The organism is Pseudomonas sp. P1_C12, assembly GCF_056406435.1.
Window position 1 is genome coordinate 340,781 of record NZ_JBFUAE010000006.1, and the last position, 23,610, is coordinate 364,390.

The window sequence follows — 23,610 nt, forward strand, 5'->3', positions numbered from 1 at the left end:
CTCAGTCTTCCTTCGGCAAAACCCAGAAAATCTGCACGCCGCCATCGTCGCGATAGGCGAGGGTGACGTTGTCGTTTTCGTCGATTTCTTCCAGCAAGCGTTCCCATTCATCCACCGGCTCGTCAGGAAGGCGGAAGATCAGTGCTGCCCTGGCCTTTTGTGCGGTGGGAGAGTTGATGATTTTCTGAACGCGCAGGCCCATGCGTACATAGGTGTCAGGAGAGGAGGAGGTGGTGTCCACGGAATTATCCTTATTAAGCTGTACGTGCATACAGTATTTAACTGTAGGCCATTTCGCAACTGCTTAAAAATCAAGAAAATCGTCTGACAGCGATTTGTTCCGTTTGGCATAAGGCGAAGGGAGTTTTTTTGTCAGATCCAGCGGCAGCCACTCGCCAAGGCTGGCGAATGGCGCATGGGGTGCCCGACCGGATCGGTCGGGCGAGGGCGAATCAGTATTCCCAGAACATCCGCTGCAGCTCTTTGCTGTCGTTGGTCTTGGTCAGCGCGACCATCGCCAGGATACGGGCCTTTTGCGGGTTCAGGTCGTGGGCCACGACCCAGTCGTATTTATCGTCAGGCTGTTCGGCGTTGCGCAATACAAAGCCACCGGCGTTGACATGGGAGGAGCGAATGATCTGCACGCCGTCCTTGCGCAAGGCTTGCAGGGATGGAACTACCCGCGACGATACCGAGCCATTGCCAGTGCCGGCGTGGATGATGGCTTTGGCGCCGGATTGAGCCAGGGCCTTGTAAGCGGTATCGCTGACGTTGCCGTAGGAATAGGCGATCTCGACGTCAGGCAGGCTCTTGATGGTCTTGATGTCGAACTCGGAATCCATGGTGTGGCGCTTGGCTGGCAAGCGGAACCAGTAGGATTTGCCTTCTACTACCATGCCCAGCGGACCCCAGGCGCTTTTAAACGCTTCGGTCTTGATATTGATCATCTTGCTGACGTCGCGACCCGACTGGATTTCATCGTTCATGGTCACCAGCACGCCTTTGCCCCGCGCGTCTTTGCTGCCGGCCACGGCCACCGCGTTGTACAGGTTCAACATGCCATCGGCGGACATCGCGGTGCCCGGGCGCATCGAGCCCACGACAATGATCGGCTTCTCGGTTTTTTCCACCAGGTTCAGGAAGTACGCGGTTTCTTCCAGGGTGTCGGTGCCGTGGGTGATCACGATGCCATCGACGTCTTTGCTGTCGGCCAGTTCAGCCACGCGGCGACCCAGTTGCAGCAGGTTTTCGTTGGTAATGCTTTCGGAGGCGATCTGCATGACCTGTTCGCCGCGAACGTTAGCCAGTTGGCTCAGCTCAGGAACGCCAGCGATCAACTGTTCGATGCCGACTTTCGCCGCTTGATAGGTTGCGCTGTTGGCGGAGCTGGCCCCTGCGCCGGCAATGGTGCCGCCGGTGGCCAGGATCACCACGTTGGCCAGTTTCTGTTGGGTTTCGGCTTCTTTGGCCTGAAGGGCGGTGGGCAGAAGCAGGAGGAGGGCCAAGGCGCCCGGAACAAAGGTCTTGAGTGCAGATGTCATTATTTTTCTCTTCTAGTTGTGAGGTGGTGCAGATGCAAGTTCATCTAGATACGCCCCAGGCGAATCTGAACGCTGGGGTGCGAGGGGAAGAGCAGGATCTGTACCAGCAACACTCTGAATCGAAAAAAACGCTTAACTTAATGATTTGTAACGGTATTGCTGTTTGTGTCCGGAGGCGGTTTTGGGTCTTGGCGTCCGGATTACCGAACATGTTTAACTTTCGCGTTCGGCTCTCCGAAACGGATTGCAGTTCTGTTTAAGACTTCAACGCCTCAAATCGTCGTTAACGACTAAAGAAACGCGTGCGTCGGTCGATGCTCCTTCAAGGGGTCTTTTTCTGCAGGAGTTCACATGTCGTTATCTATTGGCTTCCCAAATGCCGCGGGCATCACCATCGGGGGAAAGTCTGCGACGACCATTCGTGCTTTAGGCGATGCGACAGAGGATGCGGCTGCTCAAGCGCTGGGTGCAAAGGAAGGCGACGGTACCCAGGTTAAAACGGGCCCGGTAGGTCTGGAAGAAAGTGCCGGCGCACAGGCCGAATCGCAAACCGGCGATAACACCAGCGTTACGGTGAAGGTCCTGCTCAAGCGCTTGAAGGAGCTTCAGCAGCAATTGCGCGAGCAACAGCAGCAACTGGCGCAAGCCCAGGCGGCGGCCTATCCGACTCCGCAAGCCAAGACCACCGCGGTAGCGGCCATTGAGGGGCAGGTTGCCGACACCAACGGCGCCATCCTGCAAGTGAGTGCGAGCCTGATCAAAGAGCTGGCCAAGGGTTCTGGCACGGGATCGGTGGTCAACACCACGGCGTGAACGGGATGCCGTTTTTCGCTGAACATCTCTGAAAGCACTTTTCAGGTCGTTGACAAATACCGGCAGGGTTCGCATAGTTTGCTTCACGCAAACGTTTGCGCGGCTCCAGTGATGGCTTTTCATCGCAGTGGGCCGTGAAGCTTACGCCAGCGCAAGCGTTGCTCACAATAATCATAAGATCGGAGTGAACCCATGAAGCTGCCATTCGCTGGACGTCTTCTCGCTGTCGCTATATTGGCTGCCGCATCCGCTGCACTGCCTGTCTCTTCGGCTTTTGCTGAAACCACTGAAAAACCGAAAGTCGCACTGGTCATGAAATCCTTGGCCAATGAGTTCTTCCTGACAATGGAAGACGGCGCCAAGGCCTACCAGAAAGATCACTCCGGCGAATTCGAGCTCATCTCCAACGGCATCAAGGATGAAACCGACACCGCAGGTCAGACGCGCATCGTCGAGCAGATGATCCTGGCCAAGGTCAATGCACTGGTGATTGCGCCGGCAGACTCCAAAGCCATGGTCCCGGTGATCAAGAAAGCCATCGATGCCGGTATCACCGTGATCAACATCGACAACCAGCTGGACCCCGCCGTCGTCAAAAGCAAAAACATCAATGTGCCGTTCGTAGGCCCGGACAACCGCAAGGGTGCGCGGTTGGTGGGCGATTACCTGGCCAAACAGCTGAAGGCCGGTGACGAAGTCGGCATCATCGAAGGTGTGTCCACCACCACCAATGCCCAGCAGCGGACCGCGGGTTTCAAGGATGCGATGGAGGCGGCACAGATCAAGGTCGTGTCCCTGCAATCCGGTGACTGGGAAATCGACAAAGGCAACAAGGTGGCCGCCTCGATTCTCAGTGAATACCCGCAAACCAAGGCCCTGTTGGCCGGCAACGACAGCATGGCGGTCGGTGCGGTGTCTGCCGTGCGCGCCGCGGGCAAGGCCGGCAAGGTGCAAGTGGTCGGCTACGACAACATCAATGCCATCCAGCCAATGCTCAAGGACGGTCGCGTGCTGGCCACCGCGGACCAGTTCGCGGCCAAACAGGCGGTGTTCGGTATCGAGACTGCACTGAAAATTCTCAAGGGTGAAAAGGTCGACGGCGGCGCCAATGGCGTGATTGAAACGCCGGTAGAGCTGGTCACCAAGTAGCCTTCTGGCGACATAACGGCGCTCGTCCAGCCGGACGAGCGCATGGAGAGTTTTTATGTCAGTTTGCGCTCCGAACGCTGTCCTCTCGGTCAGCGGTATCGGCAAGACCTACGCCCAACCGGTCCTGGCCGGCATCGACCTGACACTCATGCGCGGGGAAGTGCTGGCGTTGACCGGTGAAAACGGTGCAGGCAAAAGCACGCTTTCGAAGATTATTGGCGGGCTGGTCACGCCGACCACCGGCCAGATGCAGTTTCAGGGGCAGGACTATCGTCCGGGTAGCCGGGCTCAGGCTGAAGCGCTGGGTATCCGCATGGTTATGCAGGAGCTCAATCTGCTGCCGACCCTGTCGGTGGCGGAAAACCTGTTTCTCGACAATCTGCCCAGCAAAGGTGGCTGGATCAGCCGCAAGCAATTGCGCAAGGCTGCGATCGAGGCCATGGCTCAGGTCGGGCTCGACGCCATTGACCCGGACACCCTGGTCGGCGAACTGGGCATCGGCCACCAGCAAATGGTCGAGATCGCCCGCAACCTGATTGGCGATTGTCATGTGCTGATTCTCGACGAGCCGACCGCGATGCTCACTGCACGCGAAGTCGAAATGTTGTTCGAGCAGATCACCCGACTGCAAGCTCGCGGCGTATCGATCATCTACATCTCTCACCGCCTCGAAGAGCTGGCGCGGGTGGCGCAGCGCATCGCCGTGCTGCGCGATGGCAACCTGGTCTGTGTCGAGCCGATGGCCAACTACAACAGTGAGCAACTGGTCACGCTGATGGTCGGTCGCGAGCTCGGCGAACACATCGATATGGGGGCGCGCAAGATTGGCGCTGCGGTGTTGACGGTCAAGGGCCTGAGCCGTTCCGACAAGGTTCGCGACGTGTCGTTCGAAGTTCGTGCCGGTGAGATTTTCGGGATATCCGGTTTGATCGGCGCGGGGCGCACCGAGTTGCTGCGCCTGATCTTCGGTGCCGATATCGCTGACAGCGGCACGATTGCCCTGGGCTCGCCGGCGCAGGTTGTCGGCATCCGTTCGCCGGTGGATGCGGTGGGGCACGGTATCGCGTTGATCACCGAAGATCGCAAGGGCGAAGGCCTTTTGCTGACCCAATCGATCGGCGCCAACATCGCCTTGGGCAACATGCCCGGCATCTCCAGTGCTGGCTTGGTCGACAACGATGAGGAGAACGCCCTGGCCCAGCGTCAGATCGACGCCATGCGCATTCGCAGTTCCGGTCCGGCACAGTTGGTGTCCGAGTTGTCCGGCGGTAATCAGCAGAAAGTCGTCATCGGCCGTTGGCTGGAGCGCGATTGCACGGTGCTGCTGTTCGACGAGCCGACCCGCGGCATCGACGTCGGCGCCAAGTTCGATATCTACAACCTGCTCGGCGAATTGACCCGCCAGGGCAAGGCGCTGGTGGTGGTCTCCAGCGACTTGCGCGAGCTGATGCTGATCTGCGACCGGATCGGTGTGCTGTCGGCGGGGAGGCTGATCGATACATTCGAGCGCGACAGCTGGACCCAGGATGAGTTGCTCGCCGCTGCTTTCGCCGGCTACCAAAAACGTGATGCGCTGCTCTTTGAAGCCGCGCCTAGGGATCTTCCATGAAAACCGCTTCTTTTGCCGGCAAACGCAATGGCAACTTCTACGGCCTGGGCACCTATCTGGGCCTGGCGGGTGCCTTGTTGGCGATGATCGTGCTGTTCTCGGTGCTGAGCAGTCACTTCCTGTCCTACGATACTTTCAGCACCCTGGCCAACCAGATTCCGGACCTGATGGTGCTGGCGGTCGGCATGACCTTTGTGTTGATCATCGGTGGCATCGACCTGTCGGTAGGTTCGGTGCTGGCATTGGCGGCTTCGACCGTGAGTGTGGCGATTCTTGGCTGGGGCTGGGGCGTTCTGCCGGCGGCGCTGCTGGGCATGGCCGTCGCGGCGCTCGCCGGTACCGTCACCGGCTCGATCACGGTGGCGTGGCGGATTCCGTCGTTCATCGTGTCCCTGGGCGTGCTGGAAATGGCTCGCGGGGTGGCGTACCAGATGACCGGTTCGCGTACGGCCTACATCGGCGATGCGTTCGCCTGGTTGTCCAACCCGATCGCCTTCGGCATTTCACCCTCGTTCATCATCGCGTTGCTGATCATTTTCATCGCCCAGGCCGTGTTGACCCGCACGGTGTTCGGTCGTTACCTGATCGGTATCGGCACCAACGAAGAGGCCGTGCGGCTGGCGGGGATCAATCCCAAGCCCTACAAAATCCTGGTCTTCAGCTTGATGGGGTTGCTGGCCGGTATTGCCGCGTTGTTCCAGATTTCTCGCCTGGAAGCCGCGGACCCGAATGCCGGCTCCGGCCTTGAGTTGCAGGTGATTGCAGCCGTCGTGATCGGCGGGACCAGTCTGATGGGCGGGCGCGGTTCGGTGATCAGCACGTTTTTTGGCGTCCTGATCATTTCCGTGCTGGCCGCGGGGCTGGCGCAGATCGGCGCAACCGAGCCGACCAAACGCATCATTACCGGCGCGGTGATCGTGGTGGCGGTGGTGCTGGACACCTATCGCAGTCAACGCGCAAGCCGGCGGACCTGAGTCATGGCGACTATCAAAGATGTGGCAGCCCTTGCCGGCATTTCCTACACCACGGTTTCCCATGTGGTGAACAAGACCCGCCCGGTCAGTGAAGAGGTCCGGATCAAGGTCGAGGCGGCAATCCAGACCCTCGACTACGTCCCCAGCGCCGTGGCCCGTTCGCTCAAGGCCAAGACCACAGCGACCATCGGCCTGTTGGTGCCCAACAGCCTCAACCCGTATTTCGCCGAGCTGGCCCGGGGTATCGAGGATTACTGCGAGCGAAACGGTTACTGCGTCATCCTGTGCAACTCCGACGACAATCCAGACAAGCAGCGCAGCTATCTGCGTGTACTGCTGGAAAAGCGTATCGACGGCCTGATTGTCGCCTCGGCCGGCGGCGACAGTGGCCTGGTGCAAGGTCTTAAAGGCGTCCGCACGCCCATGGTGATCGTCGACCGCGGACTGGACGGTATCGATGCGGACCTGGTGCGCATCGACCATGAATACGGCGCGTATCTGGCGACCCGGCACCTGCTGGAACTGGGGCATCGGGATATCGCCACGATCAGCGGGCCGGAGAACACCAGCGTGGCGCAGATGCGTCTGGCGGGTTATCGCCGGGCCTTGAAGGAGGCGGGCGTCGAAGTCTCTCCCGAGCGCATGCTGGAAAGCGATTTCACCAGCACTGGCGGTTACAGCGCTGCCGCGGTTTTGCTGGAAAACAAGCCGCCTACCGCCATTTTTGCGGCCAACGACATGATTGGCATCGGCGTGCTACGGGCCGCCGCCGAGCGCAATATTCGCGTACCGATTGAGTTGTCGGTGATCGGCTTCGACGATATCCAGATGAGTCGGTATGTCTATCCGTCGTTGACCACGGTGGGGCAATCGATCCTGCAACTCGGTGAAATGGCCGCCGAAGTGCTTTTACGGCGAATCGCCACGCCGGGCCTGGCGACCGATCAGCGGATCGTGACGCCGAGTATCGTCATACGTGAATCGACGGCGCCGCTGGCCGGCGTGTTTGCCCAATTCCGTTGAAAACAGAGAGCCGTTGAAAACAGAAAGCCGTTGAAAATAGAACGCCGCTGAACCAACAGCGCCGCCGAAACAGAATCGTGAGTAGCAATGTATGCCAGCAAAAGTAGTGGTAATAGGCAGTTTGAACATGGACCTGGTGACCCGGGCGCCGCGCTTGCCCAAGGGCGGTGAAACGCTGATTGGTCAGTCGTTTACCACCGTCTCCGGCGGCAAGGGCGCCAATCAGGCCGTGGCTGCGGCGCGGCTGGGAGCCCGGGTGTCGATGATCGGGTGCGTGGGCAGTGACGCCTATGGTGAGGCGCTGCGCGGGGCGCTGTTGGCCGAGCAGATCGATTGCCAAGCGGTGAGCACCATTGACGGTTCCAGCGGCGTGGCGTTGATTGTGGTCGACGACAGCAGTCAGAACACCATCGTGATCGTCCCCGGTGCCAACGGTGCATTGACCGCTGAAGCCATTGACCGTTTTGATTCGGTGATACACGCGGCGGATGTGCTCATTTGTCAGCTGGAAGTGCCCGATGCTTCTGTTGGCCATGCGCTCAAGCGCGGTCGCGAGTTGGGCAAGACCGTCATCCTCAATCCGGCACCGGCCAGTCGTCCGTTGCCATCGGACTGGTACGCGTCCATCGATTACCTGATTCCCAACGAAAGCGAAGCGTCGGCCCTGAGCGGTCTGTCGGTGGACTCCCTGGACACCGCGCAAGCCGCGGCGACCCGCCTGATTGCCCTGGGCGCCGGCAAGGTGATCATCACCCTCGGTGCGCAAGGTTCGCTGTTTGCCGATGGCCGACGCTTCGAACATTTCCCCGCGCCCGTGGTAAAGGCTGTCGATACCACGGCGGCCGGCGATACATTCGTGGGCGGTTTCGCTGCGGCACTGGCCGCGGGTAAAGATGAAGCGCAGGCGATCCGCTTCGGGCAGGTGGCCGCAGCGCTGTCGGTGACCCGGGCCGGCGCGCAACCTTCGATTCCCGCCTTGAGCGATGTACAGGCGTTTAAAATTCCATGAAAAAGACACCGCTGCTCAACATTGCGCTGTCGCGACTGATCGCGTCTTTGGGACATGGCGACTTGGTCGTCATCGGAGATTCGGGGCTGCCGGTTCCACCGGGCGTTGAATTGATCGACCTGGCCTTGACCCCCGGCATACCGGATTTTGTCAGCACCTTGAAGGTCGTGCTCAGTGAGATGCAGGTCGAAAGCCATGTGCTGGCACAGGAAATCTTCGATAAAAAGCCGTCGGCCCTGGTCGCGCTGGAAGAACTGAACGGCGAAGGCGCGTTGGGTCGGCGTGAAGTGCTCACCCATGAACAATTCAAGGTCCTGAGCCGACAAGCGAAGGCGATTGTTCGTACAGGCGAATGCCAACCGTACTGCAACATTGTGCTGGTCGCCGGCGTTACGTTTTGACTGACTGTCCGCGTTTTGATGTCCCAGGCACAAGGAGTGCGCCCCGTATCGCTATGCTCAGAAACTGCACCCACTGCTCCGGAGTCTGCTGCTTTTGTCCCTGATGACCGCAACCAACGCCCAGGCGGCACCAAAGATCGACTTGATCATCGACACCGATCCAGGGGCTGACGATGTCGTTGCCCTGTTGTTCGCCCTGGCATCGCCGGACGAGCTGAATGTCCGCGCATTGACCACCGTTGCCGGCAACGTTCGCCTGGACAAGACCTCGCGCAATGCGCGATTGGCCAGGGAGTGGGCGGGGCGCGAAGAGGTTCCGGTCTATGCGGGGGCGCCCAAGCCCCTGATGCGCACACCCATCTACGCCGAGGACATTCATGGCAAGGAAGGGTTGTCGGGCATTGTGGTGCATGAGCCCAGACAAGGTCTGGCCGAGGGCAGCGCCATCACCTACCTGATTGATACCCTGAAATCGGCCAGGCCCCACAGCATTACTATCGCCATGCTAGGCCCACAGACCAACCTGGCCCTGGCGCTGATCCAGGAGCCGGGTATCGTTCAGGGCATCAAGGAAGTGGTGGTCATGGGCGGTGCGCACTTCAATGGCGGCAACATCACGCCGGTGGCCGAGTTCAACCTGTTCGCCGACCCGCAAGCGGCCGAAGTGGTGCTCAGCAGTGGCGTGAAGCTGACCTACCTGTCGCTGGATGTGACCCACAAGATCCTTACCAGCGAAGCGCGTCTGAAACAGATTGCCGCGCTGAACAACAACGCCAGCCGTCTGGTGGGCGACATTCTCAATGAATACATCAAAGGCGACATGGAACACTACGGCATTCCGGGCGGCCCGGTGCATGACGCCACGGTTGTCGCTTATCTGCTCAAGCCGCAATTGTTCAGCGGTCGCTCGGTCAACGTGGTGGTCGACAGCCGCGAAGGGCCGACCTTTGGACAAACCATCGTCGACTGGTATGGCGGCTTGAAAGCGCCAAAGAATGCCTTCTGGGTTGAAAGCGGCGATGCCCAGGGCTTCTTCGATCTGCTGACCGAGCGCCTGGCCCGCCTGAAATAAGCATCATCTCCCGCAGGTGCTTGCCTGCGGGGCTCACTCCCTCGCGCTAACCGCTTCGGCCTTTTGGTCCGACAGATGTTTCTCGAAAATCTGCTCGATGAACGATTGGGCGGCTTCGGTTCCAAGGTCCCTGACCAGCAGGTCGATACCGATAATGGCGAGCTCTTCCGTGCTGCCTGGACTGTAGGAGCTGTGGCCGTCTTGCCACTTGGCCTTGATGTCAGCGTCGATGCTTACGGTGGTCATGATGGCGCTCGTGAGGTCGGGGAAGTCTGAGTGCCGAGTTAACCATTTTACGGGGCTTTTGACACGTCGACTTAGGCATGAAAGGAGGGCTGTGCGACACTTGGTCTCTGACGAATATTCAAGGAATGCGCTGTGCAGATCGATTTGAACTCCCCGGATGGCCTGACCCTCGAGGCGGTGCGTCAGTTGCTGGCCGGCGCCAGTGACGATGAGCACACCCAGTTGCGGGTCACCAAAGGAGGCATTGCCTATATCTCCTCGGGTGTCGTGGGCGGTAACGATATCGACGGGTTGTTGTTTCGACTCGAAACCTGGGCCAAGGGCTCCGGTTATGTCGGGCGGGTCGCGGCCAGCGATGAAGTCTGGGTCATGCAAATCTTCAATGCCTTGAAAGAGAACTGGCCCAATCCGCCTTACGACTACATCGACGTCTATTGAGCGTCGTTCATATTCAGTCACGATTCAATGATCAAGGGCAGCGCCGCGCTCAGGCAGAATCGCGGCTCGTCCGGATTACGGGCAGGGTGCTAGCACTGCCTGTGAAACCAAACGCCAGTCTGGTTGTCGCACGATCTCAGCTTAATCATTGAATAAGGAGGGGCTTCATGCCTTGGAAGCTCGCGTCATTGGGTACTTTGTTGGCCGTTGCCACACTGGCCGGTTGCAGCACTACCTCTACCGAGTCGGCAGCAACTGATGTTGCGATGACTGACACGGGTCACAGCCGCTGTGAAGCAAAGGCTGCCGAGTTCACCATTGGCAAACAGGCATCGCCGCAATTGCTTGAGCAAGCGCGTGCCCGCGCAGGAGCGCAAAACGCGCGGTTCCTGCTGCCAACCGATATGGTGACGCTGGAGTACCGTTCAGACCGTCTTAACCTGAACACCGATGCCAATAAAGTGGTCACTCGCGTCAACTGCGGCTGATCACTCGGCTTTTGTTTCGCCCATAAAAAACCCCGTCACATGGACGGGGTTTTTTTAGTGCGCCTGGAAATTACTCTGGGCGAACTTGAGCAGCTTGCATACCCTTTTGGCCTTTCTCAGCCACGAAGGAAACAGTCTGGCCTTCTTTCAGGCTTTTGAAACCGTCGCTTTCGATAGCTTTGAAGTGTACGAACAGGTCGTCACCGCCACCTTGAGGAGTGATGAAGCCGAAGCCTTTTTCATCGTTGAACCATTTAACGGTGCCGGTTTGGCGATTAGACATGGTGTATCTCCAAGAAACATATATTTTCAGTAGTACTGTGCTGCTCAGGCCAACTGGGCACACCCGGATATCATAGTCGAAATGTTCGCTTTGGGAGCCCCCCGGGCGAGCTGTTTGCCTTACTGTCGAGCGGTCTTTGGTGCTTCATATCGCTGGAGGCCCCGTTTTAAAAGGCTTTCAGCCGAAAGAAAAGACGAAAAAAAAGACGAAAAACCTTCATAAAATGTCAGGCAAAGCGACATTCGGCCTGTTTTTTCGGTCATTGCAGGTGAAAAAATCAATGCGAGAAGCTTATTTCTTCGCCCCGGCATCGACCCTGCAAGTGGCGATTTTCTGCATCGCCTGATTTCCCAGTTCTTGACTTGCCGTGCCGTCCATCAATGCCTGAAGGTCTTTGGCAGGATAGGATTTGAGCTGGTCGGCGCCGCAACCACAGACGGCTTTTGCCTTCGCATCACCGATCTTTTGTGCCGCTGCAGGGACGCATTGCGCCATGTATTTCTCGCGCTCACCCTTTGGCCAGTCGGCGTGGGCGGCCAATGGCAGCAGCAGAACGATGGGTGCGACTACGGCGAACAAACGGTTCAGACGCATGCTGGGATGCTCCTTGTGGGTCAATGACGTGTTATCTGAGGGGCGAAGCGGTGTTCAAGTTCATCACTCTGGCATAAAAATGACCGATTTGCCCCCGCACAAAGTCTGCGTGCATCGACGACCGTTCATCTGTGCTAGCATGCCTCGCTCGGGCGTTTGCAAGCTCCGGATGACCTTCAGTCCCGGCGGCGGCAGATGCGCGATTAACCCTGATTTGAATCCCAGTCACTCTGGTTCGGCTTTCCGGTTGGCCGCAAGGCTCCTGCCGCTGTAAGGCAGGCGTTCGTCATTGAATGGCCTGGACCGGATCTTGTACTGGCTCATCCCAACCCACGTGACCTTTGGTAGGGGTCACCACTAGGAGAGGAGGCGCCATGCCAACTATTACTCTTCCCGACGGCAGTCAACGTTCATTCGATCACCCGGTTTCCGTAGCCGAGGTCGCCGCATCCATCGGTGCAGGCCTGGCCAAGGCCACCGTGGCCGGCAAGGTCAATGGCAAGCTGGTCGACGCCAGCGACATCATCGACAGCGACGCGTCGCTGCAAATCATCACGCCAAAGGATGAAGAGGGGCTGGAGATCATTCGCCACTCTTGCGCCCACCTGGTTGGCCATGCGGTCAAGCAGTTGTACCCGACCGCCAAAATGGTCATCGGTCCGGTCATCGACGAAGGTTTCTATTACGACATCGCCTTCGAGCGTCCTTTCACTCCGGACGACCTGGCGGCCATCGAACAGCGCATGCAGCAGCTGATCGAGAAAGATTACGACGTGATCAAGAAAGTCACTCCGCGCGCCGAAGTGATCGAAGTGTTCAAGGCCCGTGGCGAAGACTACAAGTTGCGCCTGGTCGAGGACATGCCGAACGAGCAGGCCATGGGCCTGTACTATCACGAAGAATACGTCGACATGTGCCGCGGTCCGCACGTGCCGAACACCCGCTTCCTGAAATCCTTCAAGCTGACCAAACTGTCCGGTGCCTACTGGCGCGGCGATGCCAAGAATGAGCAATTGCAGCGCGTCTACGGCACCGCCTGGGCCGACAAGAAGCAACTGGCCGCCTACATCCAGCGCATCGAAGAAGCCGAGAAGCGCGACCACCGCAAGATCGGCAAGCGCCTGGGCCTGTTCCACACCCAGGAAGAAGCGCCGGGCATGGTGTTCTGGCACCCGAATGGCTGGACTTTGTACCAGGTGCTCGAGCAGTACATGCGCAAGGTGCAGCGCGACAACGGTTACCTGGAAATCAAGACGCCCCAGGTCGTTGACCGCAGCCTGTGGGAAAAGTCCGGGCACTGGGCCAACTACGCCGACAACATGTTCACCACCCAGTCGGAAAGCCGCGACTACGCGATCAAGCCGATGAACTGCCCGTGCCACGTGCAGGTGTTCAACCAGGGCCTGAAGAGCTACCGCGAGTTGCCGATGCGCCTGGCCGAATTCGGTGCCTGCCACCGTAACGAGCCATCGGGTGCCTTGCACGGCATCATGCGCGTGCGTGGATTCACCCAGGACGACGCGCACATTTTCTGCACCGAAGAACAGATGCAGGCTGAATCCGCTGCGTTCATCAAGCTGACCATGGATGTCTACGCCGACTTCGGCTTCACCGATGTCGAGATGAAGCTGTCCACTCGTCCGGAAAAACGCGTCGGTTCCGACGAGCTTTGGGATCGCGCCGAAGCTGCGCTGGCCGCAGCCCTTGATAGCGCGGGCCTGCCGTACGATCTGCAGCCGGGCGAGGGGGCGTTCTACGGTCCGAAGATCGAGTTCTCGCTGAAAGATTGCCTCGGCCGCGTTTGGCAATGTGGTACCCTGCAGCTCGATTTTAACCTGCCTGTCCGTCTGGGAGCCGAATACGTCTCCGAAGACAACAGTCGCAAGCACCCGGTCATGTTGCACCGGGCGATCCTGGGGTCCTTCGAACGTTTCGTCGGAATCCTGATCGAGCACTACGAGGGCGCATTCCCCGCGTGGCTGGCTCCGACCCAGGCAGTGGTGATGAATATCACTGATAAACAGGCTGATTTTGCCGCCGAAGTGGAAAAAACTCTCAACGAAAGCGGGTTTCGTGCCAAGTCTGACTTGAGAAATGAAAAGATCGGCTTTAAAATCCGCGAGCATACTTTGCTCAAGGTTCCTTTTCTCTTGGTTATCGGAGATCGGGAAGTCGAGATGCAGACTGTCGCTGTGCGTACTCGTGAAGGTGCTGACCTGGGCTCGATGCCCGTCGCCCAGTTCGCTGAGTTTCTCGCGCAAGCGGTTTCCCGGCGTGGTCGCCCAGATTCGGAGTAATTATTATTAAGCGTGAAATGAGACAAGATAAACGAGCTGCACCGAAAGCCCCGATCAACGAGAATATCTCGGCACGCGAGGTTCGGTTAATTGGAGCTGAAGGTGAACAGCTTGGGATTGTGTCAATTGAAGACGCGCTTCTTAAGGCTGAAGAGGCCAAGCTGGATCTGGTGGAGATTTCCGCCGATGCAGTACCCCCTGTTTGCAAACTGATGGACTACGGCAAATCGATCTTCGAAAAGAAGAAGCAGGTTGCCGCGGCCAAGAAAAACCAGAAGCAGATCCAGGTTAAAGAAATCAAGTTTCGTCCAGGGACGGAGGAAGGGGATTACCAGGTAAAACTGCGCAACCTGGTACGTTTCCTGAGTGATGGGGACAGGGCCAAGGTATCCTTGCGATTCCGCGGCCGTGAGATGGCCCACCAGGAGCTGGGGATGGAACTCCTCAAGCGAGTTGAAGGTGACTTGCTCGAGTACGGTTCGGTCGAACAGCATCCTAAGATGGAAGGACGCCAGCTGATCATGGTCATCGCCCCGAAAAAGAAGAAGTAATCAACAGGGCACGGCAGGCCTTCTGATTATGTTTATCAACTGAATGCGGAGTATCCGAACATGCCAAAAATGAAGACCAAAAGTGGTGCTGCTAAGCGGTTTCTGAAAACTGCTAACGGTATCAAGCACAAGCACGCTTTCAAGAGCCACATCCTGACCAAAATGTCGACCAAGCGTAAGCGTCAACTGCGCGGTAGCAGCTTGCTGCATCCGTCTGACGTGGCAAAAGTCGAGCGCATGCTGCGCCTTCGTTAATTTTAGTCAAGAATAGAGGAAGTAACTCATGGCTCGTGTAAAGCGTGGCGTCATTGCCCGTAAGCGTCACAAAAAAATTCTGAAACTTGCTAAAGGCTACTACGGCGCACGCTCCCGCGTATTCCGTGTTGCCAAGCAAGCGGTAATCAAGGCAGGCCAATACGCCTACCGTGACCGTCGTCAGAAAAAACGTCAGTTCCGCGCTCTGTGGATCGCTCGTATCAACGCTGGTGCTCGTATCAACGGTCTGTCCTACAGCCGTTTCATCGCCGGCCTGAAAAAAGCGTCCATCGAGATCGACCGTAAGGTTCTGGCTGATCTGGCAGTGAACGAAAAAGCGGCGTTTGCTGCGATTGTCGAGAAAGCTAAAGCCACCTTGGCTTAAGTACCCCCGACAGTCACCCGGCCTCGCATCTGTGGGGCCAGGTGTTAAACGTCATAAATAGGGGAAGAGCCTTCAAGCTCTTCCCCTATTTTGTATCTGGAGTCTGTACATGGAAAACCTGGATGCGCTCGTCTCTCAAGCTCTAGAGGCTGTGCAAAGCGCTGAAGATATCAATGCCCTGGAGCAAATCCGGGTTCACTACCTTGGCAAGAAGGGTGAATTGACTCAGGTGATGAAGACCCTGGGGAATTTACCGGCAGAAGAGCGTCCGCAGGTCGGTGCGCTGATCAACGTTGCCAAGGAGCGTGTCACAGAGGTCCTTAATGCGCGCAAGGCATTGTTTGAAGAAGCCGATCTGGCTGCCAAACTCTCCGCCGAGTCCATTGACGTGACCCTGCCTGGCCGTGGTCAGACCTCCGGTGGTCTGCATCCGGTTACCCGCACTCTGGAACGCGTCGAACAGTTCTTCACCCGTATTGGCTACGGCATCGCCGAAGGCCCTGAGGTCGAAGACGACTATCACAACTTCGAAGCGCTCAACATCCCAGGCCACCACCCGGCCCGGTCGATGCATGACACCTTCTATTTCAATGCGAACATGCTGTTGCGCACCCATACCTCGCCGGTACAGGTCCGCACCATGGAGTCGAAACAGCCGCCGATCCGCATCGTCTGCCCAGGCCGTGTATACCGCAGCGACTCCGATATCACCCACTCGCCGATGTTCCACCAGGTCGAAGGCCTGCTGGTCGATCGCGACATCAATTTCGCCGACCTCAAAGGCACCATCGAAGAGTTCCTGCGGGTGTTCTTCGAAAAAGAACTGGCCGTGCGTTTCCGCCCTTCGTACTTCCCGTTCACCGAGCCATCCGCTGAAGTCGACATGGAATGCGTGATGTGCAGCGGTAAAGGCTGCCGCGTCTGCAAGCAGACCGGCTGGCTGGAAGTGATGGGCTGCGGCATGGTTCACCCGAACGTGCTGCGCATGTCCGGGATCGACCCGGAAGAGTTCTCGGGCTTTGCCTTCGGCATGGGTGTCGAGCGTCTGGCCATGCTGCGTTACGGCGTGAATGACTTGCGTCTGTTCTTCGACAACGACTTGCGGTTCCTCGCGCAATTTCGCTAGTCGTAACGAATTCTTAGGAGAGCAGGATGAAATTCAGTGAACAATGGCTGCGTGGCTGGGTTAGCCCGCAGGTAAGTCGCGACGAGCTGGTTGCTCGTCTGTCGATGGCCGGTCTTGAGGTCGATAGCGTTACGCCGGCCGCCGGTGTTTTCAGTGGCGTGGTAGTGGGCGAGGTGCTGAGCACCGAACCGCACCCGGACGCCGACAAGCTGCGCGTGTGCCAGGTCAGCAACGGTTCGGAAACCTTCCAGGTGGTTTGCGGCGCGCCAAACGTGCGCCCGGGCCTGAAGATTCCTTTCGCCATGATCGGCGCCGAGCTGCCAGGTGACTTCAAGATCAAGAAGGCCAAGCTGCGTGGCGTTGAGTCCAACGGCATGCTGTGCTCGCAATCCGAGCTGCAGGTTGGTGAAGGTAATGACGGCTTGATGGAGCTGCCGGTCGATGCGCCGGTGGGTGAGGATTTCCGCGTTTATCTGGACCTGGAAGACGCCAGCATCGAGGTCGATCTGACCCCGAACCGTGGCGACTGCCTGTCCCTGGCCGGTCTGGCTCGTGAAGTCGGCGCACTGTACGCCGCTCCTGTGGTCCGTCCGGTGGTGGCTTCGGTTCCTGCCGCCCACGACGAAGTGCGTTCGGTAGAAGTGCTGGCGCCCGCCGCGTGCCCGCGCTACCTCGGTCGTGTGATTCGTAACGTCGACCTGTCCAGGCCTACGCCGCTGTGGATGGTTGAGCGCCTGCGTCGTGCAGATGTGCGCAGCATCGATGCTGCCGTCGACATCACCAACTACGTGATGCTGGAACTGGGTCAGCCGCTGCACGCCTTCGATCTCGCCGAAATCAACGGTGGCATCCGTGTGCGCATGGCCGAAGAGGGCGAGAAACTGGTGCTGCTCGACGGTCAGGAAGTCAGCCTGCGTAGCGATACGCTGGTGATTGCCGACCATTCCCGAGCGCTGGCCATTGCCGGTGTCATGGGTGGCGAGCACAGCGGTGTTTCCGCGACCACCCGTGATGTGTTCCTGGAAAGCGCTTTCTTCGACCAGATCGCCGTAGCGGGCAAGGCCCGTTCCTATGGCCTGCACACCGATGCGTCGCATCGCTATGAGCGTGGTGTGGACTGGCAACTGGCCCGCGAAGCCATGGAGCGCGCGACTGGCTTGCTGTTGGAGATCACCGGTGGTGAAGCGGGTCCGATCATCGAGACCGTCAGCGAACAGCACCTGCCGAAAATTGCTCCGATCACCCTGCGTGCCCAGCGCATTACCCAGATGCTGGGTATGGAAATGGATTCGGCTGAGGTGGAGCGTCTGCTCAATGCCTTGGGCCTGACCATTACTGCCGACGGGGCAGGGCAGTGGCGTGTAGACGTACCGAGCCATCGCTTCGATATCAGCCTGGAAGTCGACCTGATCGAAGAGCTGGCACGCCTGTACGGCTACAACCGTTTGCCGGTTCGTTATCCGCAAGCGCGTCTGGCGCCGCAAGCCAAGGCAGAAGCCCGTAGCGACCTGCCTGAACTGCGTCGTCTGCTGGTTGCCCGTGGTTATCAGGAAGCCATTACCTACAGCTTCATCGACCCGAAACAGTTCGAACTGTTTAATCCGGGTGTTGAGCCGCTGCTGCTGGCTAACCCGATCTCCAATGACATGGCTGCCATGCGTTCGTCGCTGTGGCCAGGTCTGGTCAAGGCGCTTCAGCACAACCTGAACCGTCAGCAGGATCGCGTGCGTCTGTTCGAAAGCGGCCTGCGTTTCGTTGGTCAGCTCGAAGGTCTGAAGCAAGAGCCGATGTTGGCGGGTGTTGTTTGCGGTAGTCGCCTGCCGGAAGGCTGGGCGCAGGGTCGCGATACCGTCGACTTCTTCGACGTCAAGGCTGACGTCGAAGCGGTGCTGGGCTTCGCCGGTGCTCTGGAAGCGTTCACTTTCGTGCCGGGCAAACACCCAGCGTTGCACCCGGGTCAAACCGCGCGCATCGAGCGTGATGGTCGTCTGGTCGGCTTCATTGGCGCGATCCACCCTGAGTTGTCGAAAACCCTCGGTCTCGACCGTCCGGTCTTCGTCTTCGAGTTGGTTCTGGCGGAAGTGGCGTCGGGCAAAATGCCAAAATTCCACGAGTTATCACGCTTTCCTGAAGTTCGTCGTGACCTTGCACTGATTGCGGATAAAGACGTTGCAGCCACGGCTGTACTGGACGTAATCCGTGAAAATGCAGGCGAATGGCTGACAGACCTCAGGCTATTTGACGTGTATCAGGGTAAAGGCATTGATCCTGATAGAAAAAGCCTCGCAGTCGGCTTGACCTGGCAGCATCCATCGCGCACTCTTAATGACGATGAGGTGAATACCGCAACGCAAAACATCCTCACCTCGCTCGAACAAAGGTTGAACGCCACGTTAAGGAAGTGACGTATGGGGGCTCTGACGAAAGCTGAGATGGCGGAACGTCTGTATGAAGAGCTGGGCCTGAACAAACGGGAGGCCAAGGAATTGGTCGAACTGTTTTTTGAAGAAATCAGGCACGCTCTTGAAGACAACGAACAAGTCAAATTGTCCGGTTTCGGCAATTTCGACCTTCGGGACAAACGCCAGCGGCCTGGCCGCAATCCGAAAACGGGGGAAGAAATCCCGATCACGGCTCGCCGTGTGGTCACCTTTCGTCCAGGGCAGAAGTTGAAGGCCCGAGTTGAGGCTTATGCTGGAACCAAGTCATAACGACGAGCTCCCCGTCATCCCGGGCAAACGCTACTTCACCATTGGTGAAGTCAGCGAGCTGTGTGCGGTAAAACCACACGTGCTGCGCTACTGGGAGCAGGAGTTTCCTCAACTCAACCCTGTCAAACGCCGCGGAAACCGTCGGTATTATCAGCGCCAGGACGTGCTGATGATCCGGCAGATCCGCGCGCTTCTTTACGATCAGGGGTTCACCATCGGCGGAGCGCGCCTGCGCTTGTCCGGCGATGAAGCCAAAGACGACACCACCCAATACAAGCAAATGATCCGCCAGATGATCGCCGAGCTCGAAGATGTTCTGGTGGTACTCAAGAAATAAATTCCTGCTTTTAAATACTTCCAGTTTTCAAAAGCTTGCGATATATTCTTGAGCGTTCCTCGAGATGAGGGATGAGTTTCACGCCTAGTCGGGGCGTAGCGCAGTCCGGTAGCGCACTAGCATGGGGTGCTAGGGGTCGAGTGTTCGAATCACTCCGTCCCGACCATATTTTTCAATGACTTAGGTCGGTAGCGAAAGCGCCGGCCTTTTTCATTTATGAATTTACCCCACTTTTTACCCCACTGAAAAATTGCCCCGCCAGCAGAACGTACAGCGGGTGGGTGTCTAATTGATTCCTTGATAGTAATGACCAGTCTCGTCCGCGCGCACGATAGCGTTTCCGGGTGGGCGATTAAGCAGGCTTTTCCTATCGTTCGAGGATTGTCGGTTCTGAGCTATTTGCCTACTCCTTCAGTTTTTCAGTAATCATGGGGGGGCCGCCTCGCGCGCACGTGATGGATTCACAATGCATCACATCGGTGGTACTGAAGATGGGTAGTCTGGCGTCTTGATATGGTTTGCGGCAGAACGCTGTACCTATGGCTGCGGCAGCTCTGTCAGAGCGCTTGTTTTTCATGGAACTTATTCGGTCAGCGGTTAGCATTTAAAAATAGATTGGTTGCGGTCTTTGGCGCGAAGCCCTCAGCCTTTTAGCCAGCGGGGCCACCGACTTGCTTCATGGATCAGATATCTTATATGGACAAAAAATCTACGATTTAATGTGAGAAAGTTTTCCGGAGCGGTCTTCGAGGCGAAAGCTCCAGACTTTTGACCTGCCCCTCCCTGATAGCTCTGTCGAGCTGCACCAGTCGCCCAGGTTACGCTGCCTGGTGGCGGGTTGCGGATCAACAGACAATTCACCACGTCCTGCCATGCGGCCCAGTGTCGGGCCTCGAATACCCGCAAAGGGGGAGGTCTGGGACGCCTTTGAACTATCGGACTTAGGTGGATGACTTGCTCTGGAGCAGCCCTGGTAGGTTGGCCAGACGTAGGGGCGATGGCCATCCGTGATCAGAGTCAGCCCAATCAGGTTTGCCTATGCACATCTTCTTCGATGTGCTGAGTACGGGGAGCGGGCCAGGTCTCTGGAGGTGATCGATGACTTCACCAAGGAGTCGGTGGGTATCCTGATGGACCGCGGCATCAGTGGACTTCACATCACCCGGCAGCTTGAGGAGATGGGGTGATTCTGCGCTTATGCCTGTCACCACGAAGTCAAATGCCCATCTGCTGAAGAATTTCATACAAGTAGCGTTCGCGTCGGGGTGTGTCATGCATACCTGAGGTGACCAACGCGGATACCAGCTCATTGCCTCGGATCAACTTATTGAAGTTTTTTCTGGCGCCGGACAATGGCACGCCATTGGCTGCTTGTCGCTGCTCATAGAAAGCTCTGAGGGTTCCCCTTGAAAGCTCAGGAGCAATCTCGGCGAGGGTTTCTGGTGCCCAGGCGAGCAGCAGAGCAGGAGCTATAAGCTGGTTTGCGTGGTGGTACTCCGAGTAGCTTGAAATTTGAAGGGGGAGCTCCCCAAAACGCTGCCCACCGTCCCGGAGGAGAGACTCATAGATCATCTTTGTCTCAGTTTCGACCAAGCCTGCTGGGACCTCGCTCGTGTATCCGTAATAGAAGGAGAAGGGTAGTCGCGCGCTAAGCGATAGCATGGGCTCGATAGCCATCGAATTGCAAAATGCTGCGATGACAGTCAGCTCACCGCCTGTTGCGAGGGTGATGTGATTAAGAAGGTCAAGGTACATATCCCAACCCATGAATTGACCTGAAGGTAATTTCAGACCTTTCTCGCGGTCACCGTGACCATCAATGAACAGTAGGGGGAGCGCTCCCTTCTGGCAGTACTCGCGAATCACAGACAGAAGGAAGACAAGCTCATTCAGGTCTGCACACTTGCAGTGCAGGACACGTGTTCGATCCTGCTCGAACGTCGACGACGCCAGGGCCATCAGCTCGTCACATATGCCTTCGTGCCTACGCCTGGCTGATTTCTGATCAGAGAGTCCTAAGCAATCGATCATGAAGATGCAGTTGACCGGTGACACCATTGATTGTTGCAAGGTAATTGCGGTTCGTCCCATGGTTGCGAAGACCCCAAACTGACCAGCCGATATTGAGTGAAAGCGTGAATCGCACCAAGGTTGAGTAGACACCCTTGAGCGTCTGTTGGGCTACCCCCGATATGGTAGACATCCCTGCCTATGCTTTGGGTCCAGAGTGTGTAAAAACGCTTCACAAAAATTGAAGTATGCGCATCTACGTTAAATCTGAAGTTTATCGGCACGTCAGCAGATGTGGATTTCGCGTAGAAACGCGATTTCCAGTCCGATTTTGAGTACCTGTCGCGCTCAAAAACGTTTTTACACAGCCTCGGTCGGTTCCGGCCTTTCGTCAAAGGCAGCACCGATTCTGTTCAAAAAAGTCGGCCATGGTTTGCTCAGCAGAAAAGTGCACGTCCGAGATTAAAATCTTTACTTTTGGCAGAGGCTTCCGGACTCGGATTTCAAATAGCAGCGTGCAAAAAAGGCGTTTTCACCAGTCAATGATCAGGCAGTTTAGGCAGACCGGCTTTTTCAACAGAATCGGCCAAGAGTGGCCCTTCGCGGAAGGTAGCTACGGGCTGGAACAAACGTTCGGCCTTTGCAGTTTTCAGCCTAAGTCGGCAGCCGATCATCGACTGACCGATCAAGCTGAACTGAACAACCTTTGGTCCTTAACTCCCCCACGCTTACAACTAATCGGAGACCGAAAGCACCGTATGGATGATCGCGGTTAGACATGACCTAGGTCGACACAGTCATCTAAGACATTAGCTGCAAACGGATTTATATTTAAAATTACATCACCAGGACGCATAAAGAATTTTTGCACAGTTTGTTTACAATTTTCCTCAGTCTCGTTAAAGATATCAATGTTATCGATCAGATAGTCGGAGATACTTAACTCTGTTCGATTAGGAGCCCGTATTTCGGTTTCATCAGATAGAAATATGTCTAATAGACGTATTTCGGAGACGCTACAGAGGCCCAGTGGGCGATCCTTTAGGACAGCCCGATTGTGTAGGGTGCAGCTATTTATAATCTCCTCATCAATCACACTTGAGAGATCGGAAACAAGCTTAAGTGAGAACTCGAATAGAAATTTATCTCCCATACCATAAATCATAGGAAAATCCTTATAGATATAACTCCAAAATCTTATAATTGCAGTCAATGGATTTGTTTTTAGGAGTTTTACTATGTTGGTGCGGGTGGAGTAGTTAGAGGTTTTCAGCCAGTCATGAATGAATAGTAATGTCTTAAAGAAAATTACTGCTCTCGATCCTTCCCTCCGCATGTCTTGACATATTGTCGCTCCAGCCTCTTTGTCATTTATCGAGTTTTCTATGTGATAACTGATTCTGGAGCATGCCAAACCATTAAGATCTAGAGAAAAACGACAAAGTGTAGCAGTAAATACTAATAGCTCTTTAAGATTAAGCTCTTTAAAGTGCATTCTAGCCAGATTGATCAAGGCTGTGTACTCTGACTGAGTCCTGTCAGATAGCAATTTATTGAAATCTGAATTTATTTGATTAATGTACTCTGTTTTTTCTGAGCAATCATCCAGAGCTTCAGAAGCAACAATCTTCACTAACACTTCGTTCGAAAGTGCGTGCGCTTCGAGTACAGACAAAAGGCTTAGGGGAGTCTTCTGGATAATTTTATCCTGAAGATTGTAATTTATATAAATTATGGGGCCGAAGCGGTCGTCAATCGTCACCGTATGAGTCATTGAAGTGGCAAGAGATAGTTGGTGCTCGCCGATTACTATCAGCTCTTTATGAGATCGCAACTCTGAAACATTCAGATAAAACACAGAAAGCGGCTGTTCAATGTCTTTGTTTTCAGCTATAAACTTCATTAGCCTGAGCTTGCGATATAGGAACTCCATTCCCCATGTAGTAGTTAAGCAGTCATTGAAATGGGTAGCTTCGTGAATCAGCAACGACCTAAAATTGACTCGTACCGACCAGTATTTGTCCCACTTAGTAGGCAGGGACTCAGCTAACGACTCCTCAAGTACTTTTCTAGCCGATCCGGTATAGTTTCTAATCTCTATGAGGTTTGAGTAGAAATCAAAAGAGCCAAGATCATTTGATGTGGCGAATAACTTAATCATGGGGTTCCAGTTGGCTCGGGAAATTATTAATGCCTAGTTAAATCTTGAAAAAATAGCTGGTAGCTCTGATGCAGTCAGTCTAGGTTCGGGGCTCAGGCCAAGATTCAGAAAATCGTATAAACGTAGTCTGACCCCAT

At 56.4% G+C, this 23,610-nt stretch carries 25 protein-coding genes, 1 tRNA gene and 1 pseudogene; 20 read left to right on the top strand and 7 right to left on the bottom strand.

Annotated features, from left to right (window positions below):
• Position 1 precedes the first annotated feature (1 nt).
• Positions 2-271, bottom strand: coding sequence for a DUF1654 domain-containing protein (locus AC1D19_RS13855; RefSeq protein ID WP_150727134.1), 270 nt, complete (start codon positions 269-271; stop codon positions 2-4).
• A 181-nt stretch (positions 272-452) separates the two neighbouring features.
• Positions 453-1,541 (bottom strand): asparaginase, encoded by a 1,089-nt coding sequence (locus AC1D19_RS13860; protein ID WP_477763548.1) that lies wholly within the window; start codon positions 1,539-1,541, stop codon positions 453-455.
• 351 nt (positions 1,542-1,892) lie between these two features.
• On the opposite strand from AC1D19_RS13860, the gene AC1D19_RS13865 reads away from it, so the two are divergent.
• From AC1D19_RS13865 to AC1D19_RS13900, 8 genes are all read left to right on the top strand, one after another.
• Positions 1,893-2,354: a hypothetical protein gene (locus AC1D19_RS13865; RefSeq protein WP_477763549.1), complete on the top strand. Its 462-nt coding sequence runs from the start codon at positions 1,893-1,895 to the stop codon at positions 2,352-2,354.
• A 192-nt stretch (positions 2,355-2,546) separates the two neighbouring features.
• Positions 2,547-3,503: a substrate-binding domain-containing protein gene (locus AC1D19_RS13870; RefSeq protein ID WP_477763550.1), complete on the top strand. Its 957-nt coding sequence runs from the start codon at positions 2,547-2,549 to the stop codon at positions 3,501-3,503.
• A gap of 55 nt (positions 3,504-3,558) precedes the next feature.
• Positions 3,559-5,112 (top strand): sugar ABC transporter ATP-binding protein, encoded by a 1,554-nt coding sequence (locus tag AC1D19_RS13875; RefSeq protein ID WP_477763551.1) that lies wholly within the window; start codon positions 3,559-3,561, stop codon positions 5,110-5,112.
• Positions 5,109-6,086, top strand: coding sequence for an ABC transporter permease (locus AC1D19_RS13880; RefSeq protein WP_477763552.1), 978 nt, complete (start codon positions 5,109-5,111; stop codon positions 6,084-6,086). The genes AC1D19_RS13875 and AC1D19_RS13880 overlap by 4 nt, the downstream gene beginning before the upstream one ends.
• A gap of 3 nt (positions 6,087-6,089) precedes the next feature.
• A complete protein-coding gene (locus tag AC1D19_RS13885; protein ID WP_477763553.1) occupies positions 6,090-7,109 on the top strand; it encodes a LacI family DNA-binding transcriptional regulator in 1,020 nt (339 codons plus the stop codon).
• A 91-nt stretch (positions 7,110-7,200) separates the two neighbouring features.
• A complete protein-coding gene (gene rbsK / locus AC1D19_RS13890) occupies positions 7,201-8,118 on the top strand; it encodes a ribokinase (protein WP_477763554.1) in 918 nt (305 codons plus the stop codon).
• Positions 8,115-8,519 (top strand): D-ribose pyranase, encoded by a 405-nt coding sequence (gene rbsD, locus AC1D19_RS13895; protein WP_477754771.1) that lies wholly within the window; start codon positions 8,115-8,117, stop codon positions 8,517-8,519. Before rbsK ends, rbsD begins: the two co-directional genes overlap by 4 nt.
• 103 nt (positions 8,520-8,622) lie before the next feature.
• Complete coding sequence (locus tag AC1D19_RS13900) at positions 8,623-9,591, top strand: nucleoside hydrolase (RefSeq protein WP_477763584.1); 969 nt, start codon at positions 8,623-8,625, stop codon at positions 9,589-9,591.
• Between the two features lie 33 nt (positions 9,592-9,624).
• Here the strand turns inward: AC1D19_RS13900 and AC1D19_RS13905 are convergent, their stop codons facing one another.
• The gene (locus AC1D19_RS13905) at positions 9,625-9,837 is read right to left on the bottom strand and encodes a hypothetical protein (protein ID WP_477763555.1); all 213 of its coding nucleotides are present in this window, start codon (positions 9,835-9,837) and stop codon (positions 9,625-9,627) included.
• 132 nt (positions 9,838-9,969) lie between these two features.
• Here AC1D19_RS13905 and AC1D19_RS13910 point away from each other — a divergent pair, with 132 nt between their 5' ends.
• Together AC1D19_RS13910 and AC1D19_RS13915 are read left to right on the top strand one after the other, a co-directional pair.
• The gene (locus AC1D19_RS13910; protein WP_477763556.1) at positions 9,970-10,275 is read left to right on the top strand and encodes a hypothetical protein; all 306 of its coding nucleotides are present in this window, start codon (positions 9,970-9,972) and stop codon (positions 10,273-10,275) included.
• 167 nt (positions 10,276-10,442) lie between these two features.
• Positions 10,443-10,763, top strand: coding sequence for an I78 family peptidase inhibitor (locus AC1D19_RS13915; RefSeq protein ID WP_477763557.1), 321 nt, complete (start codon positions 10,443-10,445; stop codon positions 10,761-10,763).
• Between the two features lie 70 nt (positions 10,764-10,833).
• On the opposite strand, the gene AC1D19_RS13920 is transcribed toward AC1D19_RS13915, so the two are convergent.
• Positions 10,834-11,046 carry a cold-shock protein gene (locus tag AC1D19_RS13920; RefSeq protein ID WP_003179963.1) on the bottom strand — a complete coding sequence of 71 codons (213 nt, stop codon included), beginning with the start codon at positions 11,044-11,046 and terminating at the stop codon, positions 10,834-10,836.
• 291 nt (positions 11,047-11,337) lie between these two features.
• Positions 11,338-11,640 (bottom strand): hypothetical protein, encoded by a 303-nt coding sequence (locus AC1D19_RS13925; RefSeq protein WP_477754767.1) that lies wholly within the window; start codon positions 11,638-11,640, stop codon positions 11,338-11,340.
• Positions 11,641-12,014: 374 nt separating this feature from the next.
• On the opposite strand from AC1D19_RS13925, the gene thrS reads away from it, so the two are divergent.
• From thrS to AC1D19_RS13975, 10 genes and pseudogenes are all read left to right on the top strand, one after another.
• Complete coding sequence (thrS, locus tag AC1D19_RS13930; protein WP_108217750.1) at positions 12,015-13,937, top strand: threonine--tRNA ligase; 1,923 nt, start codon at positions 12,015-12,017, stop codon at positions 13,935-13,937.
• A complete protein-coding gene (infC, locus tag AC1D19_RS13935) occupies positions 13,937-14,488 on the top strand; it encodes a translation initiation factor IF-3 (RefSeq protein ID WP_172668659.1) in 552 nt (183 codons plus the stop codon). The genes thrS and infC overlap by 1 nt, the downstream gene beginning before the upstream one ends.
• Before the next feature lie 60 nt (positions 14,489-14,548).
• Positions 14,549-14,743, top strand: coding sequence for a 50S ribosomal protein L35 (gene rpmI / locus AC1D19_RS13940; RefSeq protein ID WP_002553160.1), 195 nt, complete (start codon positions 14,549-14,551; stop codon positions 14,741-14,743).
• A gap of 28 nt (positions 14,744-14,771) precedes the next feature.
• Positions 14,772-15,128 (top strand): 50S ribosomal protein L20, encoded by a 357-nt coding sequence (rplT, locus tag AC1D19_RS13945; RefSeq protein ID WP_007905879.1) that lies wholly within the window; start codon positions 14,772-14,774, stop codon positions 15,126-15,128.
• 109 nt (positions 15,129-15,237) lie between these two features.
• Positions 15,238-16,254: a phenylalanine--tRNA ligase subunit alpha gene (gene pheS / locus AC1D19_RS13950; protein ID WP_007992477.1), complete on the top strand. Its 1,017-nt coding sequence runs from the start codon at positions 15,238-15,240 to the stop codon at positions 16,252-16,254.
• 26 nt (positions 16,255-16,280) lie between these two features.
• Positions 16,281-18,659 (top strand): phenylalanine--tRNA ligase subunit beta, encoded by a 2,379-nt coding sequence (pheT, locus tag AC1D19_RS13955; RefSeq protein ID WP_477763558.1) that lies wholly within the window; start codon positions 16,281-16,283, stop codon positions 18,657-18,659.
• 3 nt (positions 18,660-18,662) lie between these two features.
• A complete protein-coding gene (gene ihfA / locus AC1D19_RS13960; protein ID WP_002553164.1) occupies positions 18,663-18,965 on the top strand; it encodes an integration host factor subunit alpha in 303 nt (100 codons plus the stop codon).
• Complete coding sequence (locus AC1D19_RS13965) at positions 18,946-19,302, top strand: MerR family transcriptional regulator (protein WP_003179985.1); 357 nt, start codon at positions 18,946-18,948, stop codon at positions 19,300-19,302. Before ihfA ends, AC1D19_RS13965 begins: the two co-directional genes overlap by 20 nt.
• Before the next feature lie 89 nt (positions 19,303-19,391).
• Positions 19,392-19,468, top strand: a tRNA-Pro gene (locus AC1D19_RS13970).
• An 849-nt stretch (positions 19,469-20,317) separates the two neighbouring features.
• A pseudogene (locus tag AC1D19_RS13975) lies at positions 20,318-20,483 on the top strand (IS3 family transposase); the annotation flags it as partial.
• 34 nt (positions 20,484-20,517) lie between these two features.
• Here AC1D19_RS13975 and AC1D19_RS13980 read toward each other — a convergent pair.
• A complete protein-coding gene (locus tag AC1D19_RS13980) occupies positions 20,518-21,393 on the bottom strand; it encodes a hypothetical protein (RefSeq protein WP_477763559.1) in 876 nt (291 codons plus the stop codon).
• 691 nt (positions 21,394-22,084) lie between these two features.
• On the bottom strand, positions 22,085-23,473 hold the full coding sequence (locus AC1D19_RS13985) for a hypothetical protein (protein WP_477763560.1): 1,389 nt from the start codon (positions 23,471-23,473) through the stop codon (positions 22,085-22,087).
• Between the last annotated feature and the right edge of the window lie 137 nt (positions 23,474-23,610).